Consider the following 13,017-nt stretch of genomic DNA (forward strand, 5'->3'; position numbering starts at 1 on the left):
CTCTATTCCCCCGGTGCGTGGGACGGCGGCGCGTCGGCGCGGCGGGGTGGCCGCCGACGGCACAATGCCGTGACTCCTGAACCGCCGCCGCGCGTTCGTCAATATGACAGCGCGCACGAAGGCGGCGCCGGGCCGGAAGAGGGAGGGTCAGGCGGGGATGGCGGCCAGCCTCTGCCGGAGCCAGCGATGGCCGCGCGCGCGGACCTTCGCGGCATAGGCGCCGGGAAAGTGGATGATCCCGTGCGGCGCCTCGGGCAGCAGCGCCAGCTCGGCCTCGACCCCGGCGGCTTGCAGCCGCTCGGCAAGCTGGACGCTGTCGTCGCGCAGCGGATCGATGTCGCCGACGACGATCAGCGCGGGCGGCAAGCCGGTCAGGTCGCCGTAAAGCGGTGAGAGGTCGGGCCAGCGCCTTTCCTCGCGGGTCAAGCCGGGACACAGCCGCGCGATCTGGGGTTCGAGCGTCGGGCCGTGGAGGACGAGGCTGTCCTTGCCCGCGGTCATGGCGCTGGGCGTGCCGCCGAGGTCGTAGACGCCATAATGCAGGACCATGCCGCGAAAGCGGCTGCTCCATTCCGGCCGGTCCTTGAGCCTCAGCACGACCGACAGCGCGAGGTGGCCGCCGGCGGATTCGCCGGTGAGGAAGATCGGCAAGTGCGCGGCGTCCGGCCGTTCGGCGATCGCCAGCGCCGCCGCCGCGCACTCGGCCTGGATCGCGGCGATCGCGCGCGGCATTGCGAGCCGATAGTCGACCGAAAAGACCAACAGGCCGCACGCCGCGGCAAAGCCGGCGTTGAGCTTGTCGTCCATCGCGGCGAGGCCGACCGCCCAGGCGCCGCCGTGGAAATCGATCAGCACGCCCCTGGGCGGACTCTTGGGTCGCAGGATACGAACGCGGGTGCGATCGGGCGTCGGCAGGCGCGACAGGGTCAGGGCGATGCCGCGGCGGCGGACTCGCGCGGCCGAGCCGATCGTCGCGGCGCGCAGAAAGCCTCGCGTGAGCCACAGTCGCACGCCGCCGGTCACCTTCAGCCGCGGTGCCCAGCGGAGCAGGTGATTCCGTCGTCGCTGCACCCGGATATCCTCTTCGCTCACCATCGGTGCACTCCATGAATTTGACATTGGATTATATTAATGCCCATCAGAACGGAGCAGATCGCCAAAAATTACGCTCCATTCAACGGAATGGCGGCGCGATCACTATTTATAATTGACATCAATGTCAAATACAGGCAATCCAATCTCGAACAGGGCAACCGACGGGAGTTTTCGACATATGCATAAATCGACTGCCTTTCTGGGCGCCGCCGCGATCGTTCTCGCCGCGCCTGCAGCCTCGGCCGCGAGCCCGCGCGCCACGCTCGTCACCGCCGCATTTCAGACCGGCGGCAAGACGCAGGCGCTGGCGCTGGTGAACCAGGCGATCCGGTCGCTCGACGCCACGCTGGCGAAAGAGCCCGGGAATCGCGACGCCCAGCTTCAGCAGGGGATCGCTTATGGCTATCGCGGCAAGCTGACGCGGTCGCTGGGCGATGCCCGGCGCGGGCGCGATTTGCTGACGACCTTTGCAAACCGCCATCCGAGCGATCCCGAGGCGCAGATCGCGCTCGGCGGATGGCATCTCACGGTGATCAACGAGGTTGGCGGGTTCGTCGGCGGCTCGGCGCTCGGCGCCAGCAAGAGCAAGGGGCTGGCGGCGCTAAACAAGGCAGTGAGCCTTGGCGGCAACCGCGCCTTCTTCCCCGCTTATGCCGGGCTGGCGCGCATCGCGCTCGACGCGAAGGACGCGTCGGCGGCAAAGCTGCTGCTCGACAAGGCGGTGCGCGCGCCGGCGCCGGCCGAAGTCGACCGGATCACGCAGGCGGCCGCGAAGCGCGTCGTGGCACTGATCCGCGCTGGCGACAACAAGGGGGCCTCCCGCCTCGCCGAGCAATTATTGCCGTTCGGCCGGATATCCTGACGCGGCGGCAGGGCAGGGAGGTTGCGGCGTTATTCGGCGGCGAGGCCGACCGCGGCGAGCGCTTTCGTCGCGACCTCCATGTCCTGATGATAATGGCCGCCGCTGATGCCGAAGCCGCCGATCATTGCGCCCTCCTCTTTGACCGGATAGCCGCCGCCGAAGGTGACGAGGCGGTTGGTGTGGACGATGCCGTGGAGAAGCGGCGGGTCGTTCTTGATGAACTCGTGCCACGCGTGCGTCGCCATGCCGAATCCGGCGGCGGTATAGGCCTTGTTGATCGCGATGTCAGTGCTGAGCAGTGGCGCGCCGTCCATGCGCAGGAAATGGATGAGATGGCCCGCGGCGCAGGTGACCGCGATGCACATCGGCACGCCGATTTCCGCGGCGGCCGCCGCGGCCGCGTCGGTCAGTTCGCGTGCGGCGGCGGCGGAGATGGTGGCGATCGGGCGGCTGTGCGTCATGCGGAAACTCCTTAGTAAACTAATTACTCAGGAGCCTCCATTGCCAGCTTCGTCCGCCGTGCGCCAGCCCCGCCGTGCGCCGCGATGCAGGCGAGAACGCTCGCGACGACGAAGCCGAACGCCGCCGCTTCGAGCGCGGTCGGTCCGCGCTGTTCCCACCAGAAGGCGTAGAGGAGCGCGAACAAGGTCTCGAACAGGATCATCTGGCCGGTGAGCGCGAGCGGCAACAGCCGGCTCATCCGGTTCCAGAGGGCGTTGCCGGCGATCGACGCCAGCAGGGCGACGCCGACCGACACGCCCGCGAAGAGCAGCCAGTCGGGCGCGCCATGGTGCCAATTTTCGAGGAAGAGTGCGAGCGGAAGCAGCAGCAGGCACTGAGTGCCGGTGGCGATTCCGATGAGCAGGCTCCAGTCGTGGGCGGAAATCGCGTCGAGGCGGGCGAGGGCGCGGCTGTTGCGGACCGCATAGGCGGTCCATGATGCCAGTGCGCCGATCGCGCAGGCAAGGCCGATCAACGGCTCGATCGATGCGCTGCCGAGCAGCGCGAACGCCTGCCATCCGACGCAGATCGCTCCGGCGCCGCAGAGGAGGAGGGAAGGAAGCAGTCGTCGGAGCGGCACGGCATCGGCGTCGCGTCGGCCGATGATCGTCACCGCGACCGGCAGGAAGCCGATGACGAGCGAGGTCATCGCAATGCCGCCCGCCTGCACCGCCGCCGACAAGAGTACATAGTAGAGTGTGTTGCCGAGCAGTGCGAGTAGGGCGAGTTCGCGTCCGTCGCGCCGAGTGAGATGCGATGCGAGCATCCGGCGGCGCGGCGCGATCAGGACGAGCGACAACAGGCCATAGGCCAGATAGCGCCCGATCGTCAGTTGCAGCGGCCCGAAGACCGCGGCAAGTTGCGGCGCCAGAAAGACGAGACCCCAGAGCGCGCCGGCTCCCATGCCATATGCCACCCCGGCGAGGGTCGCCTTTCCGCCTTGCGCCATGGCCCCGATTCCTTTGCTGTCGAACGGCGCGGCGATAGCATCGACGCGGCGAGCGAAGCGCTCTTGATCGCACCGGCAAATGCAACAAAAGTGCGTCCATGTCCCGCCCCGTCCACCGTTCCCCGCGCGCGCTCGATTCGTTCGACAAGGCGATCCTTCGCCTCGTCCAGCGCGACAACAAGATGCCGCAGCGCGCGATCGGCGAAGCGGTCAATCTCTCCGCGGCGGCGGTGCAGCGACGGATCGCGGCGATGGAGGCGGCGGGGATCATCCGGGCGAATGTCGCGCTCATCGACCCGGCGGCGGCGGCGCTGACCATCACCTCGATCGTCGAGGTGCGGCTGATCGACGAACATGCGGCGACGGTCGCAGCCGCGAAGGCGCTGTTCCGGGCCACGCCCGAAATCCAGCAATGCTATTATGTCACCGGCGGGATCAGCTTTGCGCTGGTGATCGTCACGATCGACATGCCCGCCTATGAGGCGCTGACGCGGCGCCTGTTCGTCGAAAATCCTGCTATCGAAAGCTTCCGCTCACTGATCGCCCTCGACCGCGTGAAGGCCGAAACGGGCGTCATCATCCCCTGATCGGGGGCGACAGGCCGGGCGCTCGGCGCGCAAGAAATGTCAAATCTCGTTGCAAGCGAGGCTAAAGCCACGCGGGAGACGCCGATCTAATTCTGTCCCATGAGGTTCGCAGAGGCCTCGATCGGGAGAGATGATATGGCAAGCATGGCCTTTTCGCGCGCGCTTCTTGCCGCGCTCGCAATTTCGACATCGACCGCCGCGCTGGCGCAGGAGACGGGCGGCGCGTCCGCCGGGACCGACGCCGCCGACGGCGACATCGTCGTCACCGCGCAGCGCCGCGAACAGTCGCTGCTCGACGTGCCGCTCGCGGTCACCGCGCTCGGCGGCGACACGCTCGCCGAACGCGGCATCACCAATTCGGCGCAGCTTGGCGATGCGGTCCCCAATCTTCAGATCAACAGCCCCTATGGCGATACGCAGCCCAATTTCTCGCTGCGCGGCATCGGGGTCGCGAACGAATATAACAGCAATCAGGCGTCGCCCGTCGGGGTCTATCTCGACGACGTCTATCTGGCGCCGCGCACCAGCCACGGCATGGGGCTGTTCGACCTCGACCGCATCGAGGTGCTGCGCGGGCCGCAGGGGACGCTTTTCGGGCGCAACACCACCGGCGGCGCGATCAACTTCATCACGAAGAAGCCGGGCCTGTCGGGCACGAACGGCTACGTCCAGCTCGGCTACGCCAATTTCGACACGATCACCGCGCAGGGCGCCGCCGAGGCGACGCTTGCCGAGGATGTCGCGGGGCTTCGCCTCGCGGTCAACTATGCCAAGGGCGACGGACAGATCAAAAATATCTTCCCCGGCGGGCGTGACGCGGCGTCGGTCGATACGCTGCAGGGCCGCGCGTCGCTGCGCGTCAAGCCGACCGAAACGCTCGACATCGTGCTGCGCGCCTATGGCGGGCGCGATCGCGGGACGCAGGCGGCGGTCCACGGCCTCGGCGCCTTTCGCACCGGGCTCGGCTTCTTCGAGACCGACGAGAATCGCATTGGCGAGAACCGTACCGACGCCTGGGGCTTCTCGGCCAATATCGCGCTGGAACTGAACGACCGGCTCAGCCTGACCTCGATCACCAGCTACGACGGCGGCAAGCAGGACCTGCAGCAGGCGGCCGACGGGTCGCCGCTCGACCTGCTCGATATCAACTGGCGCTCGCGCTACCGCCAGTTCAGCCAGGAATTGCGCGCCAATTACGACGGCGACGGCATCACCTTCGTTGGCGGACTCTTCTATGGCTGGGACCGGAATATCACCGACAACCGGTTCAACCTGCCGCTGCCCCCGGCGGGCGGCTTCTTCCAGCATTACCGGCAGGTGCGTAAAAGCTATGCGGTGTTCGGCCAGGCCGACATCGACCTCGCCGACCGGCTCGTGCTGACGCTGGGCGCGCGCTATACCACCGACAAATCGCGCTACGACAACGCTTTCGCCTATCTGTTCGTCGGCGGGGTCGACGATCCCGACACGCCGATCGCGACGACGGTGCCCTGCGCGGGCGTCGCGGGCACCTGTCCCTATGATCCCGATGCGCGCTTTGCGCTCGCCGACACCAATCACGCGCTCACCGGCCGCGTGGCCCTGAGCTATACGTTCGACAGCGGGATGCTGCTCTATGCCAGCTACAACCGCGGCTATCGCGCCGGGGCGGTCAACGGCGGCGGCTATACCTCGTCGAGCGGCATTTCCTACATCGAGCCCGAGCGGGTCAACGCCTATGAGGTCGGAATCAAGGGCCGCGCGGGCGGGCGCTTGCTGACCTATGCCGCATCGGCCTTCTATTACGACTATGCGAACCAGCAGCTTCAGGACACGCGTGCAGGGCCGGTCTCCTTCCTCGTCAACGCCCCGGCGTCGGAGGTCTATGGCCTCGAAGTCGAAACGACGCTGCGCCCTGTCGATGGCTTCCGCATCGATGCGTCGCTCGGCTGGCTGCATTCCAAATATAAGGAGCTGACGCTGCAAGGCGCCGACCTTTCGGGCAATTCGCTCCCCTTCGCACCCAAGCTCACCGCGCAGCTCGGCTTCGAATGGGACATGGTCGATGTCGCGGGCGGCAAGCTGACCTTCGCGCCGAACATGGCCTATTCGAGCCGGCAGTATTTTTCGCCGTTCAACGCGGTCGATGCGCCCGGCACGCCGCAGGTGAACAGCGAGTTGCAGCAGGGGGCGAACGCCAAGGTCAACGCATCGCTGAGCTGGTCGAACGACGCGCTGACCGTCCGGCTGTTCGCCAACAACCTCTTCGATCGCAAAACATACGGCTACGGCCTCGACCTGCGCGGTGCGGGCTTCCCGTTCAATTTCCTCGTCCCCGCCGCGCCGCGCACCTATGGCGTCAGCCTGCGTTACGGCTTCTGACCATGGTCGCGGTCGACCTCAAGGACCCCGATCTCTACGTCGGCGCCATGCCCTATGCCGAGCTTGCGGCGATGCGCGCCGCGGGCTCGGTGCACTGGAACCCCGAGGCCGATGGCGCTGGCTTCTGGGCGGTGCTGGGGTTCGACGACATCATCGCGGTGTCGCGGCAGGCCGATCTTTTCTCCTCGGCACACGAGAACGGCGGGCACCGTATCTTCAACGAGAATGAGGTCGGGCTGACCGGAGCGGGCGAAGCGGCGATCGGCATCCCGTTCATCTCGCGCGATCCGCCGACGCACACGCAATATCGCCGCTTCGTCATGCCCGCGCTGTCGCCCGCGCGGCTGGACGGGATCGAGGCGCGGATCGCCGAACGGGTCGAGCGGCTGTTCGCCGACGTGCCCTTGAACGAGACGGTCGATATCTTGCCGCTGCTCACCGTCCCGCTGCCGCTTCTGACGCTCGCCGAACTGCTCGGCGTGTCCGCCGAGATGTGGCACGATCTTCACCGTTGGACCGATGCCTTCGTCGGCGAGGATGATCCCGATTTCCGCCAGTCGCCCGAGGCGATGGCGGCGATCATGCAGGAATTCATGGGCTTTGCCGCCGGGCTGTTCGACGAACGCCGCGCGCGGCCCGGCCCCGACATCGCCTCGCTCCTTGCGAACACCGAAATCCAGGGGGCACCGGTGCCGCTCGGCGATTTCATCGGCAATCTGATCCTCGCGCTCGTCGGCGGCAACGAGACGACGCGCAACTCGATCAATCACAGCCTGATCGCCTTCGCGGCCAATCCCGACCAGTGGGATGCGATCCGCGCCGATCCCGGCCTGCTCCCGAATGCGGTCAAGGAAATGGTCCGCTATGCCAGCCCGGTGATCCACATGCGCCGCACCGCGACGCGCGACACAGAGCTTGGTGGACAGGCGATCCGCAAGGGCGACAAGGTCGTCGTCTTCTATCCCGCCGGCAATCGCGATCCCGCCATGTTCGCCGACCCCGACCGCTTCGACGTGACGCGCCCGATCCGCCAGCATCTCGCCTTTGGCGCGGGCGTGCATGTCTGCGTTGGATCGCGGCTGGCCGAGATGCAATTGCGACTCGCCTTTGCCTGGATGGCGCGGCATGTTCGGCGCTTCGAGGTCGTGGGAGAGCCGCGCCGCGTGCGGTCGAACTTCATCAACGGCTTCAAGCGGCTCGAGGTCAGGCTGGTGGCGTGAAACAGGACAGCGTCTGGGATAATAAGGAGATCATCTGCGACGTCCTCGGCCGCGCGCCCGATGTCGAGATGGGATCGTTCGGCGACGGCTGGTCGCTCTGCCGCTGGCGCCAGTTCGTCGGCAGCTATACCTTGCCCGCGCTGCCGCAGCCGATCTTCACCGTCCATGTCGCGGGCAAGCCGCAGGTGAAGACGTGGGACAGGGACGGCTGGACCGAAACGAGCTCGATCCCCGGCTGCGCGACGATCGTCCCCGCGGGGATGCCGACCGGCTGGCTCGTCGATGGCGAGCTCGACGTCGTGACGCTGTCGATGTCGTCGGATGTGCTCGCGGGGCAGCCGCACGCCGATCAGTTCAGCCGGATGCGCTTCGCCTTCGCCGATCCGCTGGGGGTTGCGCTGACCCGCCAGATTCTCGCCGAGCTTTACGCGCCGCAGGCCGAGGAGCGCACCGCCTATGTCTCGGCGATGGTCAATGCGTTGAAAGCGCATATTCTCTCGGGGCCGCCCGCGCACGGCAATCCCACCGAGATCCCGGTGTCGGATTTTTCGGCCTACCGCCTCCACAAGATCATGAATGCGGTGCTCGCCAATCCGGCGGAAGAGCATAGCCTTGAGGCGATGGCGGCGGTCGCGGGGGTGACGCCGTCGCATTTCTGCCGCCTGTTCAAGAAGGCGACGGGAATCTCGCCGCACCAATATGTGATGAAGGCACGGCTCGACCGCGCGCAGCAGATGCTCGTCCAGACCGACCTCAGCCTCGCGGCGCTGTCCGAGGCGACGGGTTTCACCAGCCAGAGCCATTTCAGCCGCGCCTTTCGCGCCTGGTTCGGCATGGCACCGAGCGACTATCGCCAGCAGGAGCGGCGCGGGCTTCATTGAACGGAGAAGGATATGACCGAAGCGACGGCCGCCGTGGTGCGACAGCCCGGCGGCGATTTCACGATCGAGACGATTGCGGTCGAGGCGCCGCGCGCGGGCGAGGTGCGGGTGCGGATCGCGGGGGTCGGGCTCTGCCACACCGACCTGATCTTTCGCGATCAGTTCGCGCCCTTCGCGCTGCCCGGCGTGCTCGGCCACGAAGGCGCCGGGGTGATCGAGGCGGTGGGCGAGGGAGTCGAAGGCCTCGCCGTCGGCGACGCGGTCGTCGTCGGCTTTTCGAGCTGCGGCGCCTGCCCGCGCTGCGACGAGCATCTGCCGAGCTATTGCCAGACTTTCGTGCCGCTGAACTATGCCGGGATGCGGCTCGACGACGGGTCGACCGCCTATGCGAAGGGCGATGAGCGGATCACGTCACATTTCTTCGGTCAGTCCTCTTTCTCGGCACTCACCGTCACGCGCGCACGCAATGTGGTGAAGGTCGATACGTCAAAGGTCGCGCTCGAACTGCTCGGGCCGCTTGGCTGCGGGTTCCAGACCGGCGCGGGCGGGGTGATGAACTCGCTCGCTTGCCCCGCGGGATCGAGCATCGCGATCTTCGGCGGCGGCCCGGTCGGGCTGGCGGCGGTGATGGGCGCGGTGATCCGGGGATGTTCGACGATCATCCTCGTCGAACCGATCGCCGCGCGGCGCGATATCGCCAGGAGACTCGGCGCGACGCATGTCGTCGATCCGGCCGAGGCCGACGATCTGGCCGAAGCTTTGCGCGCGATCGTTCCGGCCGGGCTCGATTTCGCGTTCGACACCAGCGGCGTCGTGCCGGTCATCGAGGCGGGGCTCGCCGCGCTCGGCAGCCATGGCGCGATCGGGCTCGTCGGCGTGCCTGCGCAACGCGACGCCGCGATCAGCGTCAATATCGCGGCGCTGATGACTCCGGGGCACCGCATCATCGGGATCATCGAGGGCGACAGCGACCCGCAGAGCTTCATCCCCGAGCTGATCGCGCATCACGCTGCGGGACGCTTCCCCTTCGATACGCTGATCCAGACTTTCCCGCTTGCCCGGATCAATGAAGCCGTCGCCGCGCAGGCGCGCGGCGAATGCATCAAGGTCGTGCTGATACCCTGAGAAACCGACAAGGCTGGAGAGAGACGATGGAATTCGACTGCGACTATGCGATGCTGATCGGCGGCAAGCTGGAGGCCGGCAGCGCGCGTTTCGACGTGCTCAACCCCGCGACCGAAGCGGTGATCGCCAGCGTTCCCGATGCGAGCCGGGACGATCTTGACCGCGCCATTGCCGCGGCGCGCGCCGCTTTTCCCGGCTGGGCCGCCACACCGATCGCCGAACGCAAGGCCGCGCTGAACGCGATGGGGCAGGCGGTGCTCGCCAATACCGACGCTTTCAAGCGCCTGCTGACCGCCGAGCAGGGTAAGCCGCACGCCGAGGCCGAGGGCGAGATCATGGGAGCGGGCTATTGGCTGATGGGCGCCGCGAGCCTCGATCTGCCGGTCACGGTCAACGAGGACAGCGCCGAACGCTATAGCGAGACGCGCCACGTTCCGCTCGGCGTCGTCGGCGCCATCGCGCCGTGGAATTTCCCGATGATCCTTGCGATGTTCAAGGTCGGCCCGGCGCTGCTGGCGGGCAATACGATGGTGCTCAAACCTTCGCCGTTCACGCCGCTGGCGACGCTCAAGTTCGGCGAACTGGTCAAGGATCTGCTGCCGCCGGGCGTGCTCAACATCGTCACTGGCGGCGATGCGCTCGGCCCTTGGATGACGAGCCATAAGGGCTTCGACAAGATCAGCTTCACCGGCTCGACTGCGACCGGGCGCCGGGTGATGGAATCGGCGGCGCCTACCCTCAAGCGCGTGACGCTCGAACTCGGGGGTAATGACGCGGCGATCGTCATGCCCGACGTCGATGTCGAAAAGGTTGCCGAGGAGCTCTTCTGGGCCGCCTTCCGCAACAATGGCCAGATCTGCATCGCGACCAAGCGCATGTATGTCCACAAGGGCATCTACGAGCCGCTGAAGGAAGCGCTCGTCGCCTATGCGAAGACGGTGAAGGTCGGCGACGGGTCCGAACAGGGGACGCAGATCGGCCCGATCAACAACGAGGCGCAATACCGCCGCGTGCTCGACCTGATTCAGGACGCGAAAGACAAGGGCTACAAGTTCCTCGTCGGGGGTGAGGCGGCGGAGGTGCCGGGCTATTTCATCCCGGTCACCATCCTCGACAACCCGCCCGAGGACAGCCGGATCGTGCAGGAGGAGCAGTTCGGCCCGGTGCTGCCGCTCCTCAAATTCGACGATCTCGACGAGGTCGTCGCGCGCGCCAATGCGACCGATTACGGCCTCGGCGGTTCGGTCTGGGGCGCGGACGAGGACAAGGCGTTCGCGATTGCCGAGCGTATCGCGAGCGGCACCGTCTGGGTCAATGAGGTCCAGCATCTGTCGCCCACCGCGGCGTTCGGCGGGATGAAGCAGTCGGGCGTCGGGGTCGAGGGCGGGGTCGAAGGCTTGCTCGAATATACCAATGCGCAGACGATCGTGCGGCGGAAGAAAGCGGTGCCCGCCTAGAGCGACGAGCCCTAGATCGGACCCACCGCCCCGTTCGTGTCGAGCGAAGTCGAGACACCCATCGAGGCAGCACTACAGCGATGGGTGTCTCGACTTCGCTCGACACGAACGGAATTGGGGTGGTGCGGATTTAACGCGCGACGCTCTAGCGTCAGCCGGCGGCGAAGGAATCGCGCTGCTGCGCCATCTCGACGCGGTCGCGTCCCATCGCCTTCGCGCGCAGCAGCGCGGCGTCGGCGGTGCGCACCAGCCGGTCGGGCGGACAATGGAACGGCGTGATTGCAACCCCGATCGAGACGGTGACGGGGCCGAGATTGCCCGCTTCGCTGCCGAGCTGCAGGCCGGCGATCCGCTGCCGGATCTCCTCGGCGCGTGCGCTCGCCTGGTCTGCGGAAAAGCCCGGCAGCAGGACCATGAACTCCTCGCCGCCATAGCGGAAGGCGAGCCCCGCTTCGCGCGTTGCATTCGCCAGCACGCGCCCGACTTCGCGCAGGATCATGTCGCCGGCATCGTGGCCGTGGACGTCGTTGAAGCGCTTGAAATGATCGACGTCGACCATCAGACAGCCGAGATCGCGGCCGAGCCGCCCCGCCTCGGCGAGCTGCACCTCCAGAAGCTGGTCGAGCTGCCGCCGGTTCGGCAGGCCGGTGAGCGGATCGGCGAGCGCCATTTCGCGCAGCGTTTCGCGGAGCTGGAGGTTGGCGACCGCGAGCCCGATATTCTCGGCCAATATGTCGAGATAGATTTCGGGGCCGGTCAGGCCGTCGCCCTGCGGATCCTTGGGTTCGAGATAGAGCAGGCCCAGCGTTTCACGCTGCGCGATCAGCGGCAGGCACAGCGTGTCGAGCGGCGCTTCGCCGGTCCGCTCGACGTGATCGCACGGCACGTCGATGCTGGCGCCCGCGGGCCGGTGCGGAACGCCGCGCCGCAACGCCCAGCAGGAAAGCGCCGAAAACTCGGGCCTCGAATGGAGGGGATCGAGCCAGTTGGTCGCCTCGACCACCATGTTGCGCCGCCGGTCGAGCAGATAGAGGCGCCCCGCGAGTCCCGGCGCGATCTCCGGCATGAAGCGGCCGACGACCTCTTTCAGATCATCCATCGTGTCGCAGCCCTGCAGCCGCTGCGTCATCCGCGACAGCAGGTCGCGCATCGACCGGTCGGCGTCGCGCTCGGCCTCCAGCCGCAGGCGTTCGAGGCCGTTCTCGCGGAAGATGCGGATCGCCTGCGCCATGTCGCCGATCTCGTCGATCTGGTCGATCGCGGGCGGTTCGGCCTCGAAATCCTGCCGGGCGAGGCGGTTAACGACGTCGCTCAATTTGACGACCGGATGCAGCACGCGCTGCTTGAAGACGAAATAGAGGACGCAGAGCACGAGCAGCGCGGTCAGCGCGAGCACGATCTCCGAAATGCGCTTCCACAGCCGCGACAGGTCGGTGGCGGCCGCGACCTGCCGTTCGGTGCGGCTTTCGAGCCGGTCCTGAAAGCGCCTGAGGTTCATTTCGGCACGGTCGAGCTGCCGCTCATATTCGGCGCCGAACAGAAGCTGGCGCGCCTCTGCCTCATCGCCCTTTTCATGCGCCGCCAGCGCCGCGCTCTGCTCGTCGCGGAGCAGGTCGGCGAGCCGCACCGCCTCGCCGAGCGCCGCGAGCTCGCTTTCGGACGCGCCGGCATCGCCGATATGCGCGATTCGCTGCTCGACCGGTTTGAGCGCCGCCGCTTCGGCGCGGTAACCGACCAGATAGGTCGCATCGCCGCTGTTCACATATTGGCGCGCGCGGTCGCTCAGCGCGAAGATGTCGTCGCCCAGCGTCGCGGTCGCCTGATCGAGCCGGTAGCGTTGCTCGACCGCCTCGCGCTCACGCTGCTGCGCGTTCGAGGCGAGCAGCATCGTCGTCGACGAAGCGATCGTCAGCACGACCGTCGCGCCATAGGCCCAGTTGGTGATGGTCGCGAGACGCATGACCTTCGCTTAATGGCAT

11 protein-coding genes are annotated in these 13,017 nt (G+C 67.0%); 7 read left to right on the forward strand and 4 right to left on the reverse strand.

Going from position 1 to position 13,017, the window contains the following annotated elements; genetic code table 11:
* Positions 1-147 precede the first annotated feature (147 nt).
* The gene (locus tag VHO04_RS15175) at positions 148-1,095 is read right to left on the reverse strand and encodes an alpha/beta hydrolase (RefSeq protein ID WP_329629081.1); all 948 of its coding nucleotides are present in this window, start codon (positions 1,093-1,095) and stop codon (positions 148-150) included.
* 178 nt (positions 1,096-1,273) lie between these two features.
* Between VHO04_RS15175 and VHO04_RS15180 the strand changes: the two genes are divergently transcribed.
* Positions 1,274-1,957: a tetratricopeptide repeat protein gene (locus VHO04_RS15180; protein ID WP_297662482.1), complete on the forward strand. Its 684-nt coding sequence runs from the start codon at positions 1,274-1,276 to the stop codon at positions 1,955-1,957.
* 29 nt (positions 1,958-1,986) lie between these two features.
* On the opposite strand, the gene VHO04_RS15185 is transcribed toward VHO04_RS15180, so the two are convergent.
* Positions 1,987-2,418 (reverse strand): heme-binding protein, encoded by a 432-nt coding sequence (locus VHO04_RS15185; protein WP_329629082.1) that lies wholly within the window; start codon positions 2,416-2,418, stop codon positions 1,987-1,989.
* A gap of 23 nt (positions 2,419-2,441) precedes the next feature.
* Positions 2,442-3,407 carry a DMT family transporter gene (locus VHO04_RS15190; RefSeq protein ID WP_329629083.1) on the reverse strand — a complete coding sequence of 322 codons (966 nt, stop codon included), beginning with the start codon at positions 3,405-3,407 and terminating at the stop codon, positions 2,442-2,444.
* A gap of 98 nt (positions 3,408-3,505) precedes the next feature.
* Between VHO04_RS15190 and VHO04_RS15195 the strand changes: the two genes are divergently transcribed.
* The 6 genes from VHO04_RS15195 to VHO04_RS15220 all read left to right on the forward strand — a co-directional run bounded on the left by VHO04_RS15195 (position 3,506) and on the right by VHO04_RS15220 (position 11,038).
* Positions 3,506-3,994: an Lrp/AsnC family transcriptional regulator gene (locus tag VHO04_RS15195; protein ID WP_329629084.1), complete on the forward strand. Its 489-nt coding sequence runs from the start codon at positions 3,506-3,508 to the stop codon at positions 3,992-3,994.
* Between the two features lie 135 nt (positions 3,995-4,129).
* On the forward strand, positions 4,130-6,355 hold the full coding sequence (locus VHO04_RS15200; protein WP_329629085.1) for a TonB-dependent receptor: 2,226 nt from the start codon (positions 4,130-4,132) through the stop codon (positions 6,353-6,355).
* 2 nt (positions 6,356-6,357) lie between these two features.
* Entirely contained in the window at positions 6,358-7,575 is a 1,218-nt protein-coding gene (locus tag VHO04_RS15205) for a cytochrome P450 (RefSeq protein WP_329629086.1), read from the forward strand.
* Positions 7,572-8,456 (forward strand): helix-turn-helix domain-containing protein, encoded by an 885-nt coding sequence (locus tag VHO04_RS15210; protein ID WP_257548396.1) that lies wholly within the window; start codon positions 7,572-7,574, stop codon positions 8,454-8,456. The genes VHO04_RS15205 and VHO04_RS15210 overlap by 4 nt, the downstream gene beginning before the upstream one ends.
* 12 nt (positions 8,457-8,468) lie before the next feature.
* Positions 8,469-9,581 carry an NAD(P)-dependent alcohol dehydrogenase gene (locus VHO04_RS15215; protein WP_329629087.1) on the forward strand — a complete coding sequence of 371 codons (1,113 nt, stop codon included), beginning with the start codon at positions 8,469-8,471 and terminating at the stop codon, positions 9,579-9,581.
* A gap of 26 nt (positions 9,582-9,607) precedes the next feature.
* Positions 9,608-11,038, forward strand: a complete 1,431-nt coding sequence (locus VHO04_RS15220) for an aldehyde dehydrogenase family protein (protein ID WP_329629088.1) — start codon at positions 9,608-9,610, stop codon at positions 11,036-11,038.
* A 151-nt stretch (positions 11,039-11,189) separates the two neighbouring features.
* Here the strand turns inward: VHO04_RS15220 and VHO04_RS15225 are convergent, their stop codons facing one another.
* The gene (locus VHO04_RS15225) at positions 11,190-12,998 is read right to left on the reverse strand and encodes a diguanylate cyclase (protein ID WP_329629089.1); all 1,809 of its coding nucleotides are present in this window, start codon (positions 12,996-12,998) and stop codon (positions 11,190-11,192) included.
* Positions 12,999-13,017 lie beyond the last annotated feature (19 nt).

It is taken from the genome of Sphingopyxis sp., assembly GCF_036261875.1.
Lineage (GTDB): Bacteria > Pseudomonadota > Alphaproteobacteria > Sphingomonadales > Sphingomonadaceae > Sphingopyxis.